Source organism: Pseudonocardia sp. ICBG1293 (assembly GCF_020131355.1).
Classification (GTDB): Bacteria; Actinomycetota; Actinomycetes; order Mycobacteriales; family Pseudonocardiaceae; genus Pseudonocardia.
This window is the reverse complement of sequence record NZ_JAHLEL010000006.1, coordinates 517,699-540,561: the sequence shown is the minus strand read 5'-3', so window position 1 is coordinate 540,561 and position 22,863 is coordinate 517,699. Positions and strand designations below refer to the sequence as shown.

At 75.5% G+C, this 22,863-nt stretch carries 15 protein-coding genes, 1 pseudogene and 1 riboswitch; of the genes and pseudogenes, 6 read left to right on the top strand and 10 right to left on the bottom strand.

Translation table 11 applies throughout. The annotated features are described in order from the left end of the window. Positions 1-33 precede the first annotated feature (33 nt). A complete protein-coding gene (locus tag KPF47_RS03195) occupies positions 34-1,236 on the top strand; it encodes an MFS transporter (protein ID WP_224386684.1) in 1,203 nt (400 codons plus the stop codon). Between the two features lie 107 nt (positions 1,237-1,343). Further along, positions 1,344-2,672 (top strand): MFS transporter, encoded by a 1,329-nt coding sequence (locus KPF47_RS03190; protein ID WP_224386683.1) that lies wholly within the window; start codon positions 1,344-1,346, stop codon positions 2,670-2,672. A gap of 3 nt (positions 2,673-2,675) precedes the next feature. On the opposite strand, the gene KPF47_RS03185 is transcribed toward KPF47_RS03190, so the two are convergent. Next, positions 2,676-4,151 carry an MFS transporter gene (locus KPF47_RS03185; protein WP_224386681.1) on the bottom strand — a complete coding sequence of 492 codons (1,476 nt, stop codon included), beginning with the start codon at positions 4,149-4,151 and terminating at the stop codon, positions 2,676-2,678. Between the two features lie 114 nt (positions 4,152-4,265). On the opposite strand from KPF47_RS03185, the gene KPF47_RS03180 reads away from it, so the two are divergent. Continuing rightward, on the top strand, positions 4,266-5,822 hold the full coding sequence (locus KPF47_RS03180; protein WP_224386679.1) for an acetolactate synthase large subunit: 1,557 nt from the start codon (positions 4,266-4,268) through the stop codon (positions 5,820-5,822). A 216-nt stretch (positions 5,823-6,038) separates the two neighbouring features. Here the strand turns inward: KPF47_RS03180 and KPF47_RS03175 are convergent, their stop codons facing one another. Both KPF47_RS03175 and KPF47_RS03170 read right to left on the bottom strand, forming a co-directional pair. Next, on the bottom strand, positions 6,039-7,319 hold the full coding sequence (locus KPF47_RS03175; RefSeq protein ID WP_224386677.1) for a hypothetical protein: 1,281 nt from the start codon (positions 7,317-7,319) through the stop codon (positions 6,039-6,041). Next, entirely contained in the window at positions 7,316-7,948 is a 633-nt protein-coding gene (locus KPF47_RS03170) for a hypothetical protein (RefSeq protein ID WP_224386675.1), read from the bottom strand. The genes KPF47_RS03175 and KPF47_RS03170 overlap by 4 nt, the downstream gene beginning before the upstream one ends. Positions 7,949-8,330: 382 nt before the next feature. Here KPF47_RS03170 and KPF47_RS03165 point away from each other — a divergent pair, with 382 nt between their 5' ends. After that, positions 8,331-9,419, top strand: a complete 1,089-nt coding sequence (locus KPF47_RS03165) for an MFS transporter (protein ID WP_224386673.1) — start codon at positions 8,331-8,333, stop codon at positions 9,417-9,419. Between the two features lie 528 nt (positions 9,420-9,947). Here the strand turns inward: KPF47_RS03165 and cobN are convergent. The 3 genes from cobN to KPF47_RS03145 all read right to left on the bottom strand — a co-directional run bounded on the left by cobN (position 9,948) and on the right by KPF47_RS03145 (position 16,040). Further along, entirely contained in the window at positions 9,948-13,661 is a 3,714-nt protein-coding gene (gene cobN, locus KPF47_RS03155; protein ID WP_224386671.1) for a cobaltochelatase subunit CobN, read from the bottom strand. Positions 13,662-13,751: 90 nt separating this feature from the next. Beyond that, a riboswitch (cobalamin riboswitch) is annotated at positions 13,752-13,825 on the bottom strand. 54 nt (positions 13,826-13,879) lie between these two features. Then, positions 13,880-14,506 carry a hypothetical protein gene (locus KPF47_RS03150; protein WP_224386669.1) on the bottom strand — a complete coding sequence of 209 codons (627 nt, stop codon included), beginning with the start codon at positions 14,504-14,506 and terminating at the stop codon, positions 13,880-13,882. Positions 14,507-14,513: 7 nt separating this feature from the next. Continuing rightward, positions 14,514-16,040 (bottom strand): PucR family transcriptional regulator, encoded by a 1,527-nt coding sequence (locus KPF47_RS03145; protein WP_224386667.1) that lies wholly within the window; start codon positions 16,038-16,040, stop codon positions 14,514-14,516. A 90-nt stretch (positions 16,041-16,130) separates the two neighbouring features. On the opposite strand from KPF47_RS03145, the gene speB reads away from it, so the two are divergent. Together speB and KPF47_RS03135 are read left to right on the top strand one after the other, a co-directional pair. After that, positions 16,131-17,072 carry an agmatinase gene (gene speB, locus KPF47_RS03140; RefSeq protein ID WP_224386665.1) on the top strand — a complete coding sequence of 314 codons (942 nt, stop codon included), beginning with the start codon at positions 16,131-16,133 and terminating at the stop codon, positions 17,070-17,072. A 5-nt stretch (positions 17,073-17,077) separates the two neighbouring features. Continuing rightward, positions 17,078-18,556 (top strand): sodium:solute symporter, encoded by a 1,479-nt coding sequence (locus KPF47_RS03135; RefSeq protein ID WP_224386664.1) that lies wholly within the window; start codon positions 17,078-17,080, stop codon positions 18,554-18,556. 53 nt (positions 18,557-18,609) lie between these two features. Here the strand turns inward: KPF47_RS03135 and KPF47_RS03130 are convergent, their stop codons facing one another. The 4 genes and pseudogenes from KPF47_RS03130 to KPF47_RS03115 form a co-directional block, all read right to left on the bottom strand. Continuing rightward, positions 18,610-19,665 (bottom strand): ABC transporter ATP-binding protein, encoded by a 1,056-nt coding sequence (locus KPF47_RS03130; RefSeq protein WP_224386833.1) that lies wholly within the window; start codon positions 19,663-19,665, stop codon positions 18,610-18,612. Between the two features lie 156 nt (positions 19,666-19,821). After that, positions 19,822-20,637, bottom strand: a pseudogene (locus KPF47_RS03125) (nitrilase-related carbon-nitrogen hydrolase); the annotation flags it as partial. Between the two features lie 10 nt (positions 20,638-20,647). Next, the gene (locus KPF47_RS03120) at positions 20,648-21,814 is read right to left on the bottom strand and encodes a hypothetical protein (protein ID WP_224386662.1); all 1,167 of its coding nucleotides are present in this window, start codon (positions 21,812-21,814) and stop codon (positions 20,648-20,650) included. Positions 21,815-21,827: 13 nt separating this feature from the next. Further along, positions 21,828-22,823 carry an ester cyclase gene (locus tag KPF47_RS03115; protein WP_224386660.1) on the bottom strand — a complete coding sequence of 332 codons (996 nt, stop codon included), beginning with the start codon at positions 22,821-22,823 and terminating at the stop codon, positions 21,828-21,830. Between the last annotated feature and the right edge of the window lie 40 nt (positions 22,824-22,863).

Below are 22,863 nucleotides of genomic sequence, written 5' to 3'. Positions count from 1 at the left end.
GCGGGCGCCCGCCCGCTCCCGCATGATGGGCCGGTGGTGGCGGTAGGGGCGGGCCGGACGGAACGACGGGCCCGGGCGGCGGTGGCCCTGGTGTTCCTCACCAACGGCCTGGTGTACGCGAACCTGCTGCCCCGCTTCCCGCAGATCAAGGCCGACCTGGGTCTGTCCAACACCCAGCTCGGGCTGGCGGTGGCCGCGATGCCGTTCGCGGCGCTGCTGGCCGGGTTGACCGCCGGGCCGCTCATCGCCCGGTTCACCTCGGCGAAGGTCGCCTCGTTCGGGATGGCGGTGATCGCGCTCGGCGTCGTGCTGGTGGCGTTCGCGCCGTCCTGGGCACTGTTCGCCACCGCGATGCTGCTGGTCGGGGCGTCGGACGCGGTCGTCGACGTGGCACAGAACGCGCACGGGCTGCGGGTGCAGCGCCGCTACGGGCGGTCGATCCTCAACGGCTTCCACGCGCTCTGGTCGGTCGGCGCGGTCGTGGGTGGGCTGATGGGCGCGGCCGCCGCCGGGGCCGGGCTGGCACTGCCGGTGCACCTGGGTCTGTCGTCGCTGCTCTCGGTGATCATCGCGGTCGCGGTGTACCCGCTGCTGCTGCGCGGCGCCGACGGCGACGACCGCCCGGCCGACGACGGGGTCGCCGGGGCCCCGCCGCGCAGGCCGTGGAGCGGTCTCGCGCCCCGCACCGTGGCGCTGCTCGCCGTGTTCGGGCTGGTCGCGATCTCCGGCACGCTGGTCGAGGACTCCGGCGCCACCTGGGCCGCGGTGTACCTGCAGGGCCTCGGGGCGGGGGCGGCGGTCGCCGGGCTCGGCTTCGTCGCGCTGCAGGGCTGCCAGTTCGTCGGGCGGCTGGTCAGCGACCGGATGGTCGACCGGTTCGGGCAGCGGGCCGTCGCACGCGCCGGTGGCGGGCTGGTGCTGGCCGGGGCGGGGCTCGCGCTCGCGTTCCCGTCGGTGCCGGGCACCGTCGCCGGGTTCGGCGTCGCCGGGTTCGGGGTGGCGACCCTCGTCCCGGCCGCGATGACCGCCGCCGACCACCTGCCGGGGCTGGCGCCGGGCACCGGGCTGACGATCGTCACCTGGCTGATGCGGGTGGGGTTCCTCGTCTCGCCGCCGGTGGTCGGGCTGGTCGCCGACGCGACGTCGCTGCGGGTCGGGCTGCTGGTCGTCCCGCTCGCCGGGCTGGTCGTGGTGCTCGTCGCCGGGGTGCTGGCCGGGCGGCACCGGCCCGACTGAGCACCGGTCGACATGATCACGACCGGATCCGACAGGATCCGACAGGATCCGACAGGATCATCGGTACGTCTCGACACGAATCGGTCGGCGCCCTAGCGTCGTGACGCATGTCACCCACCGTCCCGCCGGCGTCGCCGGGACCCACGCTCCGGTCGTCCCGCAAGGTCGCCACCGCCAGCCTGGTCGGCACCACCATCGAGTGGTACGACTTCTTCATCTTCGGCACGGCCGCGGCCCTGGTGTTCAACCAGGTCTTCTTCCCCTCGGTCGATCCCGTCACCGGGACGCTGTCCGCGTTCGGCGCGTTCGCCGTCGGCTTCATCGCCCGCCCGCTGGGCGGGGCGGTGTTCGCGCACTTCGGCGACCGGGTCGGCCGCAAGCCGATGCTCGTGTACTCGCTGCTGCTGATGGGCGCCGCGACCGTCGGGATGGGTCTGCTGCCCGGCTACGACACCCTCGGGGTGTGGGCACCGGTCCTGCTGGTGACACTGCGGTTCCTGCAGGGGTTCGGCGTCGGCGGCGAGTGGGGCGGGGCGGCGCTGATGGCCGTCGAGCACGCCCCGGCGCACCGGCGCGGGTTCTACGGCAGCTGGCCGCAGGTCGGCGTCCCGCTCGGGCTGGTGCTGGGGACGGCGACGTTCGCGGTCCTGTCCGCGACGCTCACCGACGAGCAGTTCCTGGCCTGGGGCTGGCGGGTGCCCTTCCTCGCCAGCATCGCGCTGATCGCGGTCGGCATGTGGATCCGGCTGGGCGTCCACGAGTCGCCGGTGTTCCAGCAGGCGATGGACGAGAAGTCCGCGAACCGGATGCCGGTGCTGGAGGCGCTGCGCACCTACCCGCGGGAGATTCTGCTCGCGGCCGGGTCGTTCCTGGCGACCAACTCGACGTTCTACGTCTCCTCGGTCTGGCTGGTCACCTACGCCACGCAGCAGCTGTCCTACGACCGGACCACGATCCTCGCCGCGAACTCGGTGCTGTCGCTGTCGGACATCCCGCTGATCCTGGCGTTCGGGTTGTTGTCGGACCGGATCGGGCGGCGCCCGATGTTCGTCGGCGGGATGGCACTGCTGGCGGTGTTCGCGGTGCCCTACTTCTGGCTGGTCTCGACCGGCAGCATCTGGCTGTTCCTGCTGGGCGGGCTGATCGTGCAGGTGGCGCGCTCGGCGGTGTACGGGCCGCAGTCGGCGTTCTTCGCCGAGCAGTTCACCACCAGGATGCGGTACTCGGGCGCGTCGCTGGCGTACCAGATCGCGTCGATCCTGGGCGGACTGGCACCGCTGCTGTGCACCGCGCTCGTCGCGTTGACCGGGTCCCTCTACGCCGTCGCCGGCTACGTGGTCGGGATCGCGCTGGTGTCGATGGTCTGCTCCTGGCTGATGACCGAGACGCTGCGGTCGGGACTGCGCGACGACGCCGCCGTCGTCGCGCGGACCTGACCGCTACCGTCCGCCGGTGGTGGTCACCGGCGTGCCCGGCTCCCGGGCACGCCGGGCCGCGACGAGGTCGCCGACACCGAGCACCAGGGCCAGCGCCACCAGCCCGACGGTGATCAGCAGGCCGTGCGAGATGGCGTCCGCCCAGTCGCCGCCGGACGCGGTCAGCCTCCCGAAGAACACCGCGCCGACCGCGGACAGGCCGACCGCGGTCCCGATCCGCTGCCCGGTCTGCAGCACCGCGCCCGCCGTGCCGCCGGAGGTGTGCGGGATCTGCGACAGGGCCAGGGTCTGGTTCGGGGCGATCACCAGGCCGCCGCCCGCGCCGGCGAGCAGCAGCGGCCCGGCGATCGCGAGCCCGGTCCACGGGCTGTGCGCGGTCGCCGCGAGGACGAGTGCGGTGACACCCAGCCCGACCATCACCGTGGCCAGCCCCACGACGATCATCGGCTGTCCGAAGCGCGCCACCAGGCGCCCGCTCAGCGCGGAGGTCACCGCCGAGCCGAGGGCGAACGAGGTCATGGTCAGGCCGGTCTGCAGTGGCGTGTAGCCCAGGCCGTTCTGCAGGTACAGCGTGAGCACGAAGAAGATCGAGGTGAACCCGGCGAAGTAGACGGTGCCGAGCGCGGCGCCGACGGCGTAGCCGCGGGTCCGCAGCAGCGCGAAGTCGATCAGCGGGTGGCCGTGCACGCGCTTGGCCCGCCGCTCCCACACCACGAACACCGCCAGCACCGCGACCGCCACCGCGACCAGCCACCACGGTGCCGACGCCGGGTCCCGCTCGGCCAGCACCAGCGGCAGCATCAGCGCGACGACGGCGACGCCGAGCAGCACCGAACCGACCACGTCCAGCGGGCGCCGCTCCCCCGTGGTGACGGCGTCGGCCGACAGCAGGCGGAACGCCGCGACCAGCGCCACGACACCGATCGGGATGTTGACGAAGAAGACCCAGCGCCAGCCGTCGGCGTCGCCGGCCCAGGCCAGCAGCAGCCCGCCGAGCAGTGGGCCCACCGCGGTGGAGATCCCGACCACGGCGCCGAACATCCCGAACGCCGAGCCCCGCTCCGGGCCGCGGAACAGGTCCTGGATGAAGCCGACGACCTGCGGGGACAGCAGCCCGGCCGCGACGCCCTGCACCAGCCGGACCGCGACCAGCACCTCCGCGCTCGGTGCGAACCCGGCGACCGCGCTGGTGAGGGTGAACAACGCGAGGCCGGTGACGAACATGCGACGGCGGCCGCGGTCGTCGCCCAGGCGCCCGGAGGCCACGAGGACCAGACCGAACGTCAGCGCGTAGCCGGACACGATCCAGGACAGCTGCGCGGCCGAGGCGCGCAGGCCGGTCTGCATGGCGGGCAGCGCGACGTTGACGATGCTCACGTCGAGCAGGCTCATGAACCCGGCGACCAGGCAGACCGACAGCGCCCGCCAGCGCCGCGGATCGGGGGTGTACGCCTCGGGCGCGGTGCGGTCGTCGCTCACAGTCACTCATTCCGCGTCCTGGCGCTGCGGGCCGCAACTCGAACCGGGTCGTGCGGGCACACGTCACATCGTGTGGACTCGTGGCATGTGGACTGTGCAGATCGGGATCCGGTCGTGAGGGGCGCCGAGGCGCTGGTCGGCTCGCTCACCGCGGCCGGTGTCGACGTGTGCTTCATGAACCCGGGTACCTCGGAGATGCACTTCGTGCAGGCGCTCGACGCGGTGCCGGAGATGCGCGGGGTGCTGGCCCTGTTCGAGGGCGTCGCGACCGGCGCCGCCGACGCCTACGCGCGGATCGCCGGGAGGCCCGCGGCGGTGCTGCTGCACCTGGGACCGGGGCTGGGCAACGGGATGGCGAACCTGCACAACGCCCGCCGTGCCGGGACGCCCCTGCTGTGCGTGGTCGGCGGGCACGCGACCGACCACGTCCGGTTCGACGCCCCGCTGGAGTCCGACATCACCGCGGTGGCGCGGACGGTGTCCGGGTGGGTGCACACCAGCGGCGACGTCCGCGACGTCGCCGCCGACGCGATGCGCGCCGTCGCCGCGACCGGTGAGCGCGGCGGGCAGGTCGCGACGCTGGTGCTGCCCGCCGACGTGTCCTGGTCCGAGGGGGCCGAGCTCGCCCCGCCGCTGCCGGTCGCGACGCCGTTCCCGCCGGCCCCGTCGCGGGTCGCCGCGGCCGCGGACGCCGTGCGCGCCCCCGGTGCGACGCTGCTGCTGGGCGGGCCCGCGCTGAGCGCGGCCGGGGTCGAGGCCGCCGGGCGCATCGGCGCCGCGACCGGGACACGGCTGCTGGTGGAGACCTTCCCGCGGTGCTGGGAGACCGGCGCCGGGCGGACCCGCATCGACAAGCTCGCCTACTTCGCCGAGCAGGCGATCGAGCAGCTGGCGGGCACGTCGTCGCTGGTGCTGGCCGGGACGCGGTCGCCGGTCTCGTTCTTCGGCTACCCGGGTGTGCCCGGGGACCTGGTGCCCGACGGCACGGCCGTGGTCGGGCTGGCCGACCCGTCGTCGGACGCGACGGCCGCGCTGGAGGCGCTGGCCGACGCCGTCGCCGGCGACACCGCCGCGGTGCCCGCCCCGCACGAGGCGCCGGAGCCCGCGCCGGGACCGCTCGACGTCCGCGGCCTGTGCGCGGCGGTCGCCGCGACGTTGCCGGAGGACGCGATCGTGGTGGACGAGGCGCTGACGGCGGCCGCGGCGCTGGGCACGTCGCTGCAGACCGCGGCGCGGCACACGCAGCTCGCGCTGACCGGTGGTGCGATCGGGATGGGCCTGCCCGCCGCGGTCGGCGCCTCCGTCGCCGCCCCGGACCGTCCGGTGGTGGCGGTGCAGGCCGACGGCAGCGCCCTCTACACCGTCCAGGCGCTGTGGACGATGGCCCGGGAGCGGCTCGACGTCACCGTCGTGCTGATCAACAACGCCGCGTACTCGATCCTGCGGGTGGAGCTGGCCCGCACCGGCGCCGGCGAGGCGGCCCACTCGGGGCGGGCGGGACGGATGCTGGACCTGTCCGACCCGACACCGGACTTCACCGCGCTGGCCACCGGGCTCGGGGTGCCCGCCGAGCGGGTCACCACCACCGAGGGCCTGCTCGACGCGCTGCGCCGGGCGCAGGCCGAGCCGGGCCCGCACCTCGTCGAGGCGATCGTCCCCGCGCTGGGCTGAGCGACCCGGAGGCTGCGGCCGGGCGGCCCGGCCCGGCCGTGCGACCGGCCGGGCGGCCCGCGGCCGGACGCCGCACGGGTCCGCGGTGCGCCGCACAGGTCCACGGGGCGCCGCACCGGTCCACGGGGCGCCGCACCGGTCCACGGGGCGCCGCACCGGTTCCTCCCTGTGCGGCGCGAGGAGGAACCTGTGCGGCGCGGTGTGGGGCCCGGGGTACTAGAGCGAGAGCAGGCGGTCGAAGAACTCCCGGTAGCGGGTGAGCGCCTGGCGCAGGTCCTCGGTCGAGGCGTCGTCGCGGGAGAACTGGGCCTCCAGGTCGTCGCGCTGGCGGCGGAACAGCGACTCCATCTCGTCGAGGATCTCCCCCACCAGCGCGTTCGCCCCGTGGACGGCGCGGCGGGGCTCGTCGACGAACTCGCCCTTCAGCATCGACCAGCGGTCCTGGTACTCGCGGGCGCGGTCGGCCGGGATCAGCGACGAGCCGCCGGCCGCCGGGTCGGCCGCGGCCGGACCGGCACCGGCCCCCGGGGCGGCGCCGCCGGCCGGCCCACCGGGGTCGCGCAGGTCGCCGTGGTCGCGCCCCGGTGTCGCGTCGTGGTGCCGACCACCGGCCGGGCCGGGCGTCGCCTCCTCCCGACCGGGTGCGCCACGGGTGGTCGCCGCGGCGGCCGCACCGGCCGCGGTTCCGCCCGCGACGGCGACAGGACCGGTGTCGCCCGCGGTTCCGGCTGCTCCGCCCACGGGTCCGGACGCGCCCCCCGCTGCACCGGGGGCCCCGGTCGCGGCGCCGGGCGGCGGCGCGGCCGCACCCGGTGCGCCGGTCCCGATCCCGCCACCGGCCGGGACCCCGCCCCCGGCGGCAGGTCCCCGGCCGGGACCACCCGCCGCACCGGGGTCGCCGGGTGCGGTGCCGGGTCCGCGCGGGTCGGATCCCGAGCCGCCCCGGGGGTCGCCGCCGGACAGGTGCCCGTCCCGGGGGTCGGCCGTCAGCGGGTCGCCGCCGCGCGGGTCCGCACCCCGCGCGCCGGGGTCCCGGGGCTGCCCGGCGTGCGGCGCGGCCGCGTGCGGATCCGCGCCGAGCGGATCGGCCCCGCGGGGATCGGCTCCGCGGGGATCGCCGCCGCGGGGATCGCCACCGCGGGGATCGCCACCGCGGGGATCGCCACCGCGGGGATCGGCTGCGGGCAGGTCACCGCCCGGTGCGTCACCCCGCGGGTCGGCGGTGGGTGCCGCGGCGGCCCGCGGGGCCCCGCCGGCCACGCGGTCCTCGGCCAGCCGACCCCCGGGGGCGTCTCCCGGACCGGCTCCGGAGCCCGCCAGCGGCGGGGTGTCCGGGTCGTGCCCGCGACCGGGGACCCCCGCGTCCTGCTCGGCCGTGGCCGCCGCCTCCCGGCGCTCCCAGCCGGCGTCACGTTCGTCCTCGCTGCGGCCGGTGAACGCGTCCTTGATCGAGTCGGCCAGCCGGGCCGCCTTGCTGCTGCCCTGGTGCTCGCTCATGCCGTGGTCTCCCGTCGGGTGTCCTGGTCCGGTCCGCCCTGGCGGTGGCGGCCGTCGTGCTCGGGACGGCCGCCGGAACCGGTGCCGTCGCCGTCGTCGAGCAGGGCGCCGATCAACGCCCGGTAGCTCGTCACCGCGTGCCGGAGGTCCTCGGTCCCGGCCCGACCGGCGGAGTGTTCCCGGGAGATCGCGCGTGCTTCCCGGTAGCGCTGCGTGACGACCGGGTAGGCGACGGAGAGGTCCTCCTCGCGCCGGTCGACGTCCTCGGTGGGATACCCGCGGGCCGCCATCACGTCGGCGACGAGCGCGTCGGCGTCGTGCACCGCCCGGGACGGGTCGTCGACGAACCCCTCCTGCACCTGCTGCCACCGGCGGCGGTAGTCGTCCCGCTCCTGCGGACCGAGGGAACGCAAGGTCAGCGCATCGTGCCGAGAGCGGCGCTGCGCGAGCTCCTTCTCCGCGTCGCGGGGGTCGTCCGCGCGGCGCACGGTGCGCTCGTACTCGGGCCCGAACTGGTCGCGCAGCTGCGCCGAACGACGGCGGCGGAGCATCGTCGCGGCGACCACGGCGAGTACGACGACGACGATCACCACCACGGCGACGAGGACGATCGTTGTGATGTCGGTCATGGCGCGGGATACCCGATCGCGTGAGCCGCAAACACGGAGCGTGTCTGTCGATCACGAGAGGTGATCACTGAATCGACTTGACCTGCAGCGGGGTTGAGGGAGCAGGGTGGCGCCGTGGTCGAGGCGCGGTCGGACGGGACGGGGGTCTGGTCCCACGGGCGCGCGCCGACCACCGTCGGGATCCTGCTGCTGATCAGCCTGACCGCCTTCGAGGCGATGGGCGTGGGGACGGCGATGCCCGCCGTCGTCGCCGACCTGGGCGGGGTCGCCCTCTACGCCTGGCCGTTCGTGCTGTTCCTCGCCGCCGCGGTGTTCGGCACCGTCGCCGGCCGGTCGCTGGTGCGACGTACGGGGCCCGCGGGTCCCGCTCGTCGTCGCGCCGGTGCTGTTCGGGGCGGGCCTGCTCGTCGCCGGGTTCGCGACGACGATGGGCGGGCTCCTCGCCGGTCGGGTCCTGCAGGGGCTCGGCGCCGGGGCGCAGGGTGTCGCGGTGTACGTGCTCGTCGCCGAGGTGTACCCCACGCGGGCGCGTCCGGCGGTGTTCGGTCTGATCTCCTCGGCGTGGGTGCTGCCCGCGCTCGTCGGGCCGCCGCTGGCCGGGTTGGTCACCGACCGTCTGTCGTGGCACTGGGTGTTCCTGGGCCTGCTGCCGGTGGTGGGGACGGCCCTGGTGCTCGTCGCCCCGGTGGTGCGCGCGCTGCGGCCACCGCCGGAGCCGGTCGCGGGTGGGCACGGGGCGGGGCAGGTGCCGGCGGCGCTGGGCGCGGCGATCGGCATCGCGGGGCTCAGCTGGGCGCTGCAGACCCTCGACGCCCGCGGCGCGACGGCCGCCGTCGTCGCCGTGGCGGTGCTGGTGCCGTCGCTGCGACGGCTCCTGCCCCGCGGCACGGTCACCGCGCGCCCGGGCATCGCCGCCGTCGTCGCGGCCCGTGGGCTGGTCGCCGGGGCGTTCTTCCCCGTGGTGTCGTTCCTGCCGCTGGTGCTCACCGCGACGCACGGCTGGTCGCTGACCGCCGCCGGGACGCCGTTGATCGTCGCGTCGCTGGGCTGGTCGGCGGCCGCCGCCTGGCAGGCCCGCCGTCCCGACGCCGACCGGTCGGTGATGCTGCGCGCCGGGTTCGCGACGATCGCCGCCGGTCAGGTCGCGCTCGTCCCCGTCGCCGCCGGGGTGCTGCCGGGGTGGCTCGCGATCGGGTTCTGGGGCGTGTCTGGGCTCGGGATGGGCGTGGCGTTCTCCGCGATCGCCTTCCTGACCCTCGCCCACTCCGACGCCCGCGACGTCGGCTCGCACTCCTCGGCGGCACAGCTGCTCGACCAGCTCGCGACGGCGGCGTTCGTCGGTCTGGGCGGGGCGCTGCTGGTGGCCCTGGTGTCACCGGCCGTCGCGCTGCCGGTGCTGCTGGTCGTGGTCGCCGTGCCCGCCGTCGCCGGGGCGCTGACGGCGTCGCGGACGCGGGTGCCACCGCCCTGAGCCGGGACCGGTCCAGGGCGGCGGGGCACGGATCCCGGGCGTCGGGTCCCGCACGGTCGGGCGTCGGGTCCCGGACGGCCGGGCTCGGAAACCGCAGGGTCGGGCGTCGGATCCCGGACGGCCGGGCTCGGATACCGGACGGCCGGGCGAGGAGCTCGGCGACGGCCCCGTCGACGACGGCAGTGTCGACCGGGTTCCGCCCGCCGCCGGCGACGTGCCCCCGACACCCCGGGGATCACGCGCAGCTCGGTGCCCGCTCGCCCGTGCGAGACCGCCCGGGCCTCGTCCTCGGGCGGGAGGTGGAGGTCCTTCCCGGCGGGCACGACGATCGCCGTCGCCCGGATCGAGGCCGGCGCCCGCTCGGTCGAACCGGCGCCGGGGGTGGTGCCCACGTCGCCGCGCCAGGTGTCGAGCACGGTGAGCAGGTGGCGCGGCCGGGAGCAGGACGCCCGGGCCCGTGCGTGGCGCCACCCGCCGAGGACCGGGGGCCACGACCCGCCGAGGAGCGGGTCGTGGCGCCCCGGCGGCTCAGCCCTCGCCCTCGATGTCGCCCTCGGACTCCAGGTAGGCCTGGCGCAACGCGTCGAGCGTCGCCTTCTCCGGGCTCTCCCACAGGCCGCGGTCGACGGCCTCGAGCAGCCGCTCGGCCATGCCGTGCAGCGCCCACGGGTTGGACTCGGCGAGGAACTTGCGGTTGTCCGGGTCCAGCACGTACTCGGCGGTGAGCGTCTCGTACTGCCAGTCCGCGATGACGCCGGTGGTGGCGTCCCAGCCGAACAGGTAGTCGACGGTCGCGGCCATCTCGAAGGCGCCCTTGTAGCCGTGCCGGCGCATCGCGGCGATCCAGCGCGGGTTGACCACCCGGGCGCGGAACACCCGGGCGGTCTCCTCGTGCAGGCTGCGGGTGCGGACGGCCTCGGGGCGGGTGGAGTCCCCGACGTAGGCGGCCGGCGCGGCGCCGGTCAGCGCGCGCACCGTGGCGACCATGCCGCCGTGGTACTGGTAGTAGTCGTCGGAGTCGGCGATGTCGTGCTCGCGGGTGTCGATGTTCTTCGCCGCGACCGCGATCCGCCGGTAGGCGGTCTCCATGTCGTCGCGCGCCGGGACCCCGTCGAGGCCGCGGCCGTAGGCGTAGCCGCCCCAGGTCGAGTAGACCTCGGCGAGGTCGGCGTCGCCACGCCAGTCACGGGAGTCGACCAGCTGCAGCAGCCCGGCGCCGTAGGTGCCCGGCTTCGAGCCGAAGATCCGGGTGCGGGCGCGGCGGTCGTCGCCGGTGCGCGCCCGGTCGGCGTCGACGTGGGCGCGGACGTAGTTCTGCTCGGGGGTCTCCTCGAGCTCGGCGACCAGCTTCACCGCGTCGTCGAGCAGGGCCAGGACGTGCGGGAACGCGTCGCGGAAGAACCCGGAGATCCGGACCGTGACGTCGACCCGCGGCCGGCCGAGCTCGTCGAGGTCGATCACCTCCAGGCTGCGCACGCGACGGCTCGCGTCGTCCCACACCGGGCGGACGCCGAGCAGGGCGAACACCTCGGCGACGTCGTCGCCGGAGGTCCGCATGGCGCTGGTCCCCCACACCGACAGGCCGACGCTGCGCGGGTACTCGCCGTGGTCGGCCCGGTAGCGCTCGACCAGCGACTCGGCCATCGCCTGCCCGGTCTCCCAGGCCAGCTTCGACGGGACCGCCTTGGGGTCGACGGAGTAGAAGTTCCGCCCGGTCGGGAGCACGTTGACCAGCCCGCGCAGCGGCGAGCCCGACGGGCCGGCCGGGATGAACCCGCCGTCCAGGGCGTGCAGCACCCGGTCCAGCTCGTGCGCGGTGGCGTCGAGGCGCGGCACGACCTCCTCGGCCGCGAACCGCAGCACCGCCCGCACCGCGTCGACGTCGGCCCCCGGGAGCCCCGCCGCCGCCGCCGTCGCCGTCGCACGAGCGGGCCCCTCGTCCGAACCTTCCGTACGAACGGCCCGCTCGTGCGGGCCGGGAGGGGTGCCGAGGTGCTCGGCGAGCACGGCGTCGACGGCGTCCGGGGCCCAGGAACGGGATTCCATCGCGGCGCACAGGGCGCGGGCGACGGTCTCGACGGCGTCGGTGCGGGCGTTCGACTCCGAGCCGTCCTCGGTCAGGCCGAGCGCCTGGCGCAGGCCCGGGACGGACTGCTCGCCGCCCCACATCTGCCGGGCGCGCAGCACCGCGAGCACCAGGTCGACGCGCTGCTCCCCGGCCGGGGCCTGGGCGAGCACGTGCAGGCCGTCGCGGATCTGGACGTCCTTGATCTCGCAGAGCCAGCCGTCGACGTGCATCAGCATGTCGTCGAAGACGTCCTCGTCGGGACGCTGCTCCAGGCCCAGGTCCTGGTGCATCTGGGCCGCGGTCATCAGCGTCCAGATCTGCTGGCGGATCGCGGGCAGCTTCGCCGGGTCCAGCGCGGAGATGTTGGCGTGCTCGTCGAGCAGCTGCTCCAGCCGGGCGATGTCGCCGTAGGACTCGGCGCGCGCCATCGGCGGGATGAGGTGGTCGACCAGGGTGGCGTGCGCCCGGCGCTTGGCCTGGGTGCCCTCCCCCGGGTCGTTGACCAGGAACGGGTACACCAGCGGGAGGTCGCCGAGCACGGCGTCGGTGCCGCAGGAGGCCGACATGCCCAGCGTCTTGCCGGGCAGCCACTCCAGGTTGCCGTGCTTGCCGATGTGCACGATCGCGTGCGCGCCGAAGCCGCCGTCGGCGGCCGGGGCGGCGAGCCAGCGGTAGGCCGCGAGGTAGTGGTGCGACGGCGGCAGGTCCGGGTCGTGGTAGATCGCGACCGGGTTCTCCCCGAACCCGCGCGGCGGCTGCACGATCAGCGTGACGTTCCCGCGCCGCAGCGCCGCGACGACGATGTCGCCGTCCGGGTTCTGCGACCGGTCGACGTAGTGCTCGCCCGGCGCCTCGCCCCAGTGCTCGACCACGCCGTCGCGGAAGTCGGCCGGCAGCGTGTCGAACCACCGCCGGTAGATCTCGGCGGAGATCCGGACCGGGTTCCCGGCCAGCTTCTCCTCGGTCAGCCAGTCCGGGTCCTGCCCGCCCGCCTCGATCAGGGCGTGCATGAGGGCGTCGCCGTCACCGGACTCGACGCCGGGGAACGCGGCCTCCCCCTCGGTCGCCACCGCGTAGCCGGCCGCGGCCATGGTGCGCAGCAGCGCCACCGTCGACGCCGGGGTGTCCAGCCCGACCGCGTTGCCGATCCGCGCGTGCTTGGTCGGGTACGCCGACAGCATCAGCACGATCTTCTTGTCCGCGTTCGGGACCCGGCGCAGCGTAGCGTGCTTCACCGCGATCCCGGCGACCCGGGCGGCCCGCTCGTCGTCGGGGACGTACACCGACAGGCCGTCGGCGTCGGTCTCCTTGAACGAGAACGGGACGGTGATCAGCCGGCCGTCGAACTCCGGCACCGCGACCTGGGTGGCGACGTCGAGCGGGGACATCCCGTCGTCGTTGGCCTCCCAGGTGGCGCGGGAGCTGGTCAGGCACAGTCCCTGCAGGATGGGGACGTCCAGCGCGGCCAGCTCGGTGACGTCCCACTCCTCGTCCTCGCCGCCCGCCTGGGCGCCGGCGGGCTTGGTCCCGCCCGCGGCGAGCACGGTGACGACCATGGCGTCGGCCTCGCGCAGCCGCTCCAGCAGCGCGGCCGGGGCCTGGCGCAGCGACGCGCACCAGATCGGCAGCGCGCGGGCCCCCTGCGCGGCGATCTGCTCGCAGAGCGCCTCGATGTAGCGGGTGTTCCCGGCGAGGAACTGGGCGCGGTAGAACAGCACCGCCACCGTTGGCCCGTCGGACCGCGTCGCGGGAAGCGGGAGCTCGCCCCACTCCGGCAGCTCCACCGGCGGCGCGAAGCCCTCGCCGGTCAGCAGCACGGTGTCGGACAGGAACGCGTGCAGCTGCGCCAGGTTCTCGGTGCCACCCTGCGCGAGGTAGGTGTGGGCCTGCGCCGCGACGCCGGCGGGCACCGAGGACAGCTCCATCATCTCCGCGTCGGGGGCCATCTCGCCGCCCAGGCAGACCAGCGGCGTCGCGCGGGCCCGCAGCAGGTCCAGCCCCTCCTCGAAGTAGCGGTAGCCGCCGAGCACGCGGACGACCACGACGTCGGCGGCATCGGCCATCGCCGCCAGCTCGTCGTGGGTGACCCGGTTCGGGTTGGCGAGGCGGTAGTCCGCGCCCGAGGACCGGGCCGACAGGAGGTCGGTGTCCGAGGTGGACAGCAGCAGGATCACCGGACGGCTCCGGGGACGGAGTGGGCGCGCGTCATCGACGGACCTTCCTCGGGATCCTCGTCCCGGGTGGGGTGGCGCGGCGAACGGGCGCAGTGTCTGGCTCCCCCTCGCCGGGGCGAGGGGTCACAGTGGCGGGACCGCGCCGGACTCGCACCGGCTTCCTGGGTTCCGCTCGCCGTCTTCGGTTGTCGTCAGTCACCATCGGTGGCGCCACCGGGTCACGTCAAGGAGCGCTCGACCAGGGTGGTGATCCGCACGTACGACGGTGTGGCGGGCGCCGAGCCGAACCCGAACCGGACCGGCGGGACGACCGGGGCCAGTGCGCCGCAGTCGCCGTCGCCCCAGCGGGCCGAGGCGGCGGTGACGCGGTGCAGGTCGCGGGCGCCGTAGTACTCGCGACGGCCGCCGCCGGCACTGCCGACGGTCCGCACCCCGGGCACGACCCGGCGCGCGAGCGGGTCGATCGCCCGCAGCCACCGCGGGTGCACCGCGAGCGGCCCCGGGACCGCGCGCAGCAGCCTGCCGAGCAGCGGGCGTCCACCGATCCGCCAGCTCACCTCGAGCGGGCCGGCCACCACCCGTCGCCGGTCGTCGTGGCCGGTGTGGGTGACCGGGACGACGCGGACCTCGTCGAAGGAGTAGGTGGCCGCGACGAACTCCGCGACCTCCCCGGTCGGGGCGAGCAGGGTGCGGTGCCCACCCGCGGACTCGGTCATGACGTCGGTGAACGCCCCCAGCGGGGTGTCCGGCCAGTGGCCGACCACGATCCGCCTGCCCGAGGTCGTGCCCAGCCCGCAGATCCAGCCGTCGAAGCGGTCCAGGACGGCGGAACCGGGGGTACGCATCCCGCCATCAGAGCCGATCGGCGCCGCTCCCGCCCGGGGAGACCCCGTCCGTACCGACCCGGCCGAGGTCACGGGCCTGCAGGGCCAGCCACAGCTCGTGGCGATCCTGGGCGGCGGACAGGCGTCGTCCGCTGACCTGCTCGGCCGCGGTGATCCGGTTCCGCACGGTGTGCCGGTGCACGCCCAGCGCGGTCGCCGTCGCCTCCCAGTGGCCGTTGTGCTCGACGAACGCCGCCACCGCGCGCAGCAGCTCGGCGCCGCGCGGGTCGGCGTCGAACGGGCCGAGGACGGCGTCGGCGAACCCGCCGAGCCGCTCGTGGTCGAGCAGGGCGAGCAGCATCCGGGCCGACGCGACGTCGGCGGCGTGCACGGGGCGCCCGCTCATCCGGGCCACCGGCAGCGCCGACCGGGCCTGGCGCAGCGACACCGCCAGGGCACCGGGCCGCACCACGATCCCGACCCCGGCCGGGCGGCCCGCCGCGAGCGTCGCGAGCACGGTGTCCAGCGGCGCCGACGCGGGTGCGGCCAGCTCGACCCGCCCGGCCGGGGCGCCCGGCGCGTCGCGGACCACCCGGACCAGGGCGTCGGGCAGCACCGCGGCGAGGTCGGCGGCGGCCAGCCCGTGCCCGGCGACGGCGTCGTCGACCACCCCGCGTTCCAGGGTCGCGAGCAGCCGGGCCCGTTCGCGGCGGGCGGCGGCGTCGAGCCCGGCGCGGCGCTCCAGGTCCAGCGACAGCAACGACACCAGGTCCCCGGTGACCTGGTTGGAGTGCCGGCCCCGGGCCGGGCCGTCCACCAGCAGCAGCGCCCGGATCCGGTGCGAGCCGAGCGGGTGCACCTCACGACGACGCCCGCCCGCGGTCTCCACCGCGGCACCGAGCAGCCCCTGCCGGCGCACCGTGGCGACGGTGCCTGCCAGCTCGGCCGCGAGCGCCTCCGCGCCGTCGGGCGGCGCCGCGGCGAGCACCCGTCCGAGCAGGTCGACGACCACCGCGGGCCGTCCGGTGGCCCCGGCATGCGCGGTGAGGACCGCCGCGGGCCCGCCGGGGACCACCGCGGCCGCGGTCAGCGCCCGCTGGGTGCGCAGCGCCCACTGCAGGCGGGACCGCTCCGCGGCGTCGCGGTGGGCGAACACCGCGCGGGTGACGGCGACGAAGGGCACCCCGTCCGGGACCGCCAGCAGCGGCAGCCCGGCCCGGCGGGCCGCGGTGACCAGCGCGTCGGGCGTGCGCCGGTGCGGCAGGTCGGCCCCCAGGCCGATCCCGAGGGCGGCCACGCCGTGCTCGCGCAGGTGCCGGCAGTAGCCGGTGAGCCCCTCGACGTCGGCCGGCAGCAGGAACCCGACGGTGAGCAGCAGCTCCCCGCCCTCCAGCCAGGGGCCCGGCTCGGTCAGCTCGGACACCGCGGCGGCGGTCACCGCGAGACCCAGGTCGGCGTCGTCGACCGCGGCGCGGCCGAGCCGCAGGGCCGGGTCCCCGAGCAGGGTCGTCAGCGTGACCCCGGAGGGCGGGATGGACATCACGTCCACCAGCATTCTCCGATCTTCGACGTTTCGTCACTTCTGTTCGCCGCTGCCGTACCCGACCGTGGGCCCCACCCCACCCCGCCCCCGAGGAGGTCCGCCATGCCCGTCGGCCCGGTCGACGCCAGCGTCGTCCCCCGCTTCGCCGGCCCGCCCACCTTCGCCCGGCTCCCGCGGCTGGACGAGGTCGACCGCGCCGACGTCGCGGTGCTCGGCCTCCCCTTCGACGCCGGGGTGTCCTACCGTCCCGGCGCCCGGTTCGGGCCGGCCCACGTCCGGGCCGCGTCGAAGCTGCTGCGGCCCTTCCACCCACCGCTGGGGGTGTCGCCGTTCGCCGCCCAGCAGGTGGCCGACGCCGGGGACCTCAGCATCAACCCGTTCTCCATCGACGAGGCGATCCGCACCGTCGAGCAGGCCGCGGACCGCCTGCGTGCGGACGGGACGACGCTGCTGGCGCTCGGCGGGGACCACACCGTCGCGCTGCCGCTGCTGCGGTCGGTGGCCCGCACGCACGGCCCCGTCGGCGTCGTCCACTTCGACGCCCACCTCGACACCTGGGACACCTACTTCGGCGCCGACATCACCCACGGCACCCCGTTCCGCAACGCCGCCCGGGAGGGGCTGCTCGACCCGCGGCGCTGCCTGCACGTCGGGATCCGCGGCCCCCTCTACGGCGAGCACGACCTCGCCGACGACGAGGTCCTCGGCTTCCAGGTGATCGAGACCGACGTGTTCCAGACCGACGGCGTGCCCGCCGTGGTCGAGCGGATGCGGGACCGGCTCGGGACCGGCCCGGTCTACGTCTCGGTCGACATCGACGTGCTCGACCCCGCGCACGCCCCCGGCACCGGGACCCCGGAGGCGGGCGGTCTGACCAGCCGGGAGCTGCTGCACTGCCTGCGCGGGCTGGTCGGGGTCGACGTGGTGGGGGCCGACGTCGTCGAGGTCTCCCCCGCCTACGACCATGCGGAGATCACCGGGATCGCCGCGGCCCACGTGGCCTACGAGCTGTTGTCGGTCCTCGCCGCCAACCGGAAGGGGTGAGGGCGATGGACGTCGCCGTCGTCGTGCTCTACCTGGCCGCCATGATCGCCTTCGGGTTCTGGGGCCGCCGCCGTACCGTCGACCGCACCGACTTCCTGGTGGCCGGACGCCGGCTCGGGCCGTGGCTGTACTCCGGGACGATGGCCGCCGTCGTCCTCGGCGGCGCCTCCACGATCGGCGGGGTCGGGCTCGGCTACCAGTACGGGCTGTCCGGGATGTGGCTGGTCGTCGCGATCGGCTCCGGGATCCTGGTGCTGTCGCTGGCGTTCTCCGGACGGATCCAGCGGCTGGGGGTCTTCACCGTCGGCCAGATGCTGGAGCTGCGCTACGGCACCGGGCTCGGCGCCCCGTCCGGGATCGTCATGTGGGCCTACACCCTGATGCTCGCGGTGACCTCGACCATCGCCTACGCGACGATCTTCGGCGTCCTGCTGGGCCTGCCCCGGGTCCCGTCGATCCTGATCGGCGGCGCGGTCGTCGTCGTGTACTCGACGCTGGGCGGGATGTGGTCGGTGACCCTCACCGACTTCGTCCAGTTCCTGATCAAGACGGTCGGGATCTTCCTGGTGCTCCTGCCGGTGGTGCTCTGGCGCGCGGGCGGCTGGGAGGGGCTGGTCGCCGCGGTCCCGGCCGACGCGCTGTCGCTCACCACCATCGGCGGCGGCACGATCGTCACCTACTTCGTGACCTACGGCTTCGGTCTGCTCATCGGTCAGGACATCTGGCAGCGGGTGTTCACCGCGCGCTCCCCGGGCGTCGCCCGCTGGGCCGGGTTCGGCGCGGGCGTGTACTGCCTGGCGTACGGCGTCGTCGGCGCCCTGATCGGCACGGCGGCGCAGGTGGTCGTACCCGGCCTGGCCGAGCGCGACGACGCGTTCGCCGCGGTCGTCGAGGCCGCACTGCCCCCGGTGCTCGCCGGGCTGGTGCTGGCCGCGGCGCTGTCGGCGGTGATGTCGACCTCCAGCGGGGCGCTGCTCGCGACGGCGACCGTGTTCGACCAGGACCTGCTCGCCGCGCTGCGCCGCCGCCGGGCCGCCCGCGGCACCGGGGCGACCGGCCCGGACGGCGGCGCGGACGGCGACACCGGCGCCGGCCCGCACGACGAGCTGTCCGGGAACCGGTGGGCGGTGGCCGTGTTCGGCGTCGTCATGATCGGGATCGCCTGCCTGCTGCGCGACGTCGTCGCCGCGCTCACCCTCGCCTACGGGATCCTCGTCGGGGGGCTGCTCGTCCCGGTCCTCGGCGGGCTGCTCTGGCGTCGTGCGACCCGGGCCGGGGCGCTGGCCGCGATGGGTGTCGGCACCGTCGTCACGCTGGGCACGATGCTCGTGCTGGGGGACCTCTACGCCAACGAGCCGGTGTTCGCCGGGCTCGGCTCCGGGCTGGTCGCGTTCGTCGTGGTGTCGCTGGCGACCCGCCCCGTCGACGACGGCGTGCGCACCGGCTGGGACCGACGGGTGGGTGCCACCGGGGACCGGGGCTGAGCAGGGACCCGGCCGGGAACGGGCGGCGGCGCCCGGCCCGGACGCTCCCGTGGTCAGTCCAGCCGGGCCCCGTCCGCGGCGAACAGGTGGGTGCGCGCCGGGTCCGGCGCCAGGTGCACCCCGGTGCCCCGCACCGGGGGCCGGCGCCCGTCCACCCGGGCGACCACGGGGTGCTCGACGCCGTCGATGCGGGTGCGGCCGTAGACGTAGGCGTCCGCGCCGAGCTCCTCCACGAGGTCGATGTCCAGCGGGATGCCGTCGTCGGCGAGGTGCAGGTCCTCGGGGCGGACCCCGAGGGTGACCGTGTCCCCCGCCCCGCGCGGCACCGCGACGTCGACGCCGCCCAGCCGGACGCCGTCGGCGGTCACCGGCAGGCTCAGCAGGTTCATCGCGGGCGAGCCGATGAACCCGGCGACGAACGCGTTGGCCGGGCGGGCGTACAGCTCGCCGGGCGCGGCGCACTGCTGCAGCAGACCGTCCTTGAGGACGGCCACCCGGTCGCCCATCGTCATGGCCTCGACCTGGTCGTGGGTGACGTAGACGGTGGTGACGCCGAGCCGGCGCTGCAGCGACGCGATCTGGGTGCGGGTCTGCACCCGCAGCTTGGCGTCGAGGTTGGACAGCGGCTCGTCCATCAGGAACACCTGCGGCTGGCGGACGATGGCGCGCCCCATCGCGACGCGCTGGCGCTGCCCGCCCGACAGCGCCTTGGGCTTGCGGTCGAGGTAGGCCTCCAGGTCGAGGATGCGCGCGGCCTCGGCGACCCGGTGGGCGATCTCGGACTTCGCGGTCCCCGCCATCCGCAGCGCGAAGCCCATGTTCTCGGCGACCGACATGTGCGGGTAGAGGGCGTAGTTCTGGAACACCATGGCGATGTCGCGTTCCTTGGGTGCGACGCCGGTGACGTCGCGGTCGCCGATCCGGATGCGGCCGCCGTCGACGTCCTCCAGCCCGGCGAGCATCCGCAGCGAGGTGGTCTTGCCGCAGCCCGACGGCCCGACCAGCACGAGGAACTCGCCGTCGGCGATCTCGAGGTCCAGGGCGTCGACGGCGGCCCGGGTCGACCCGGGGTAGCGCCGCGTCACCGCGTCGTAGGTCACGCCGGCCATGGTGGTGGTCCTTCCGGTGGGGGGTCGGGCTCGCGGTACAGCTGCGGCCTGCGGTCGCGCAGGACGTGGTTGTGCGGGGTGAGGTGCTTGTCGCGGGCGGCGGCCGGGTCGAGCGCGGCCAGCAGCACGCCGGGCTCCCCCGGCGGCCCCGGCGAGCAGGTTCCCGTCGGCGTCGGCGATCACCGGCGCCCCGAACCAGGTGACCCCGCGCTCGGTGCCGCAGCGGTCCGCGGCGACCACGTGCACCCGGTACGCCCCGGCGACGGCGCGGACCTTCGCCACCTCCAGCGGGTCCTGACCGTCGGGGGTCGGGCGCCACGGCCAGTTCACCGGCGCGGCGACGATCTCGGCGCCGTCCTGCGCGGCGCGGCGCACCCACTCGGGGAACTCCAGGTCGTAGCAGACCATCGGGGCGATCCGGCCGGCCGCGGTCGCGACCACCGGGGGTGCGGCGTCGCCGGGGGTGAACAGCGTGTGCTCGCGGTCCCACAGGTGGACCTTGCGGTAGACCGCGCGCCGCACCCCGTCCTCGACGACGACGGCGCTGTTGTACACCCGGCCGTCGGCGCCGAGCTCGGCGAACCCGGCGACGACGACGCAGCCCAGCTCCGCCGACAGGGTCGCGAACCGGGCGACGGTGGGTCCGTCGTCCGGTTCGGCGGCGGCCCGCGCCTCGGCGGCGTCGGCGAAGGCGTACCCGCAGACGGTCAGTTCGGGCAGGACGACGAGCCGGGCGCCGCCGGCGACCGCCTCGCGCACGGCGCGCTCGGCGATCGCCGGGTCCGGGGCGTCGATCCGCGCCGGGATCCGGCAGGCCGCCACCGTCACCGCCCCGGCAGGCCCCGGCACCACCCCGCCGGGGCCGGTCGACACAGCCCCGGCGGGTCCCGTCGGCACTGCCCCGCCGGGGCCCGCCTGCACCGGCCCGCCGGAGCCCGCCGTCACCGGCCCGGTGGGCCCCGTCGCCGGCATCCGCCCGGCCTCAGTCGTCCTCGGCCGCGAACACCAGCACCGCGGCCGGGGCGAGGTAGCCGTCGGCGTCGAGGACCCGCCCGCGCTCCCGGGCACCGGTCACGACCTCGCGCGCCCACTCGGGCCGGGTCCGGCCGTCGCCACCGGTGACGACCAGCAGCTCTCCGGTGCCGGGGGTGGCGGTCCGGCCGCCCTCGGCGTCGAGCGCGGTCACCGACCGCCAGGCGCCGGGCGGCACCGACAGCGTGTCCCGCGGGCCCAGCTCGACGGTGCGCGCGTCGGCACCGGTGTTGAGCGTGACCGCCCAGTGCCCGGCCTTCACGGTGAGCACCTGGGTCGCGTCGTGGCGGTGGGTGAGCACGCCCTCCCCGGGCAGGGCCCGCAGCCACGCGAGCGCGAAGCCGTGCGGGTCGAGCAGCCGCGGCACCGCGGCCCGGCTCTCGACGGTGCCCCAGCCGATGACCGGGGCGAGCTCGGCGCCGCCGCCGGGCAGCCGCGAGCACAGGTAGGGCTCGGCGACCCACGGCCGGTCGGCGGCGTGCACGACACGGCCGCGGAACTGTTCGGGGGTGTAGACGTCGAGCCGGTCGATCTCGGCCTGCTCCATCGGCCGGATCAGCGCGACGTCCTCGGGCAGCGCGTCCCCGGCGACGGTGTCGATGAGCCGGTTGTCCGCGGTGAGGTGCAGGCCGTGGCCCGCCGCCTCGGCGAGGACCGTGGGGCCCCAGATGATGCCGCCGGTGTCGTCACGGCCCAGGACGGTGAGCAGGATGCCGTCGTCCCCACCGACGTTGGTGAACCCGCGGAAGATCCACGGTGGGACCGAGACGATGTCGCCGTCGACGCTGCGGTAGGTGCCCTGGGTGCCGTCGGGTCCCCAGCGCAGCTCGTAGTCGCCGTCGAGGTTGATGAAGACCTCGGCGGTGAAGTGCAGGTGCAGGCTGTTCGTGGTGCCGTGCGGCATGCCCGCCGCACCCAGGTTGAAGCCGTGCGGCTCGCGCAGGTTGATGTGCTGGGACGCGTTCTGCGTGACCCCGGGGCCGATGAAGGAGTAGTTGTCCTTGCGGTCCGAGCCGGGGGTGCGGCAGTCGATGAACGCGGCCTTGCACGGGACCCAGTCCGCGTGCCGGACGGTGCGGCGGGCGAGCTCGCCCGCGCTGACCACCGTGTCGTGCATGTCGGTGCTCCGGTCAGTAGATGTTGGTGTCGTCGAACGTCTCGGTCCGGCCGGCGTCGATCTGCGCACGCAGCGCGATCTCGTCGAAGACCCGGACCTCCTTCACGATGCGGCCGTCCTGGACCAGGAACTGCGAGACGCCCAGCAGCTCCACCTCACCGCCGGTGAGCGGGCCGAACGCGGGCGTGCCGCGGTAGGTCCCGCGCATCACCCAGGTCACCGCGATCCGCAGCCCCGCGTAGCGCTCGGCGTGGTTGGTCTGGACGTCACGGACCTCGAACCGGGCGTCCGGGAACGGGGCGACGAGGGCCAGCAGGTCGCGCTGGTAGCCGTCCGGGCGCACGACGGTCTGGTCGCCGACGGTGTGCAGGAACAGGTCCCGGTGCATGTAGTCGGTGACCTTCTGGTAGCGCCGGGAGTTCCAGACCTCCTCGATGAACTCCAGCACCCGCTCGCACTCGGGCCGGAAGTCGTCCGGCCGCGGGCCGCTGTCGCCGACGGCGAGGACGTCCTTCGGGGGCTGCTCGGTCATCGAGCCCTGGTAGCCCCGGAAGCGCTGCGACCGGGCCGCCGCGGCGGGGTCGATGCCCTGCTGCAGGCAGCTCGCGAGCTCGTCGCGGACCACCCACTCCTCGACCATGCGGCCGCGCCGGTACAGGCAGTTGGCGATGGTGCGCTTGCGGATCCGCTTCACGACACCGTCGACCAGGATCTCGTCGGCCGAGAAGACCAGGTGCGAGCTGAGGAACGCGTCGTCGCCGCGGGCCTCCCACACCACGTCCTCCGCCTGGCCGACGTGCTGCGGGGTGCCGGCGATGCGCATCAGGCTGCCCTCGATCACCCCGTCGCGACCGACGACCGTGCCGAGCCCGCCGTGCACGATCGAGTCCGGCTCGTAGTTGTCGACGATGTAGGAGACGTCCCGCTGGACCCAGATCCGGTCGGTCACCTCGCGGATGAAGTCGTCCGGGTCGTGGTAGGGCTCATACGCGACCGGGTCGAGCGCCATGGTCGTCCTTCCTCGCTGTGGTCCGTGCCTCGCACTGTAT

Bases quoted from the DNA above. Each gene is read 5' to 3' on its own strand.
- speB (WP_224386665.1), top strand. From the start codon at position 16,131: ATGCCCGTCGGCCCGGTCGACGCCAGCGTCGTCCCCCGCTTCGCCGGC.
- KPF47_RS03120 (WP_224386662.1), bottom strand. From the start codon at position 21,814: ATGCACGACACGGTGGTCAGCGCGGGCGAGCTCGCCCGCCGCACCGTC.
- KPF47_RS03175 (WP_224386677.1), bottom strand. From the start codon at position 7,319: ATGAGCGAGCACCAGGGCAGCAGCAAGGCGGCCCGGCTGGCCGACTCG.
- KPF47_RS03170 (WP_224386675.1), bottom strand. From the start codon at position 7,948: ATGACCGACATCACAACGATCGTCCTCGTCGCCGTGGTGGTGATCGTC.
- KPF47_RS03130 (WP_224386833.1), bottom strand. From the start codon at position 19,665: ATGGCCGGCGTGACCTACGACGCGGTGACGCGGCGCTACCCCGGGTCG.
- KPF47_RS03190 (WP_224386683.1), top strand. From the start codon at position 1,344: ATGTCACCCACCGTCCCGCCGGCGTCGCCGGGACCCACGCTCCGGTCG.
- KPF47_RS03145 (WP_224386667.1), bottom strand. From the start codon at position 16,040: ATGCTGGTGGACGTGATGTCCATCCCGCCCTCCGGGGTCACGCTGACG.
- KPF47_RS03135 (WP_224386664.1), top strand. From the start codon at position 17,078: ATGGACGTCGCCGTCGTCGTGCTCTACCTGGCCGCCATGATCGCCTTC.
- KPF47_RS03115 (WP_224386660.1), bottom strand. From the start codon at position 22,823: ATGGCGCTCGACCCGGTCGCGTATGAGCCCTACCACGACCCGGACGAC.
- KPF47_RS03150 (WP_224386669.1), bottom strand. From the start codon at position 14,506: ATGCGTACCCCCGGTTCCGCCGTCCTGGACCGCTTCGACGGCTGGATC.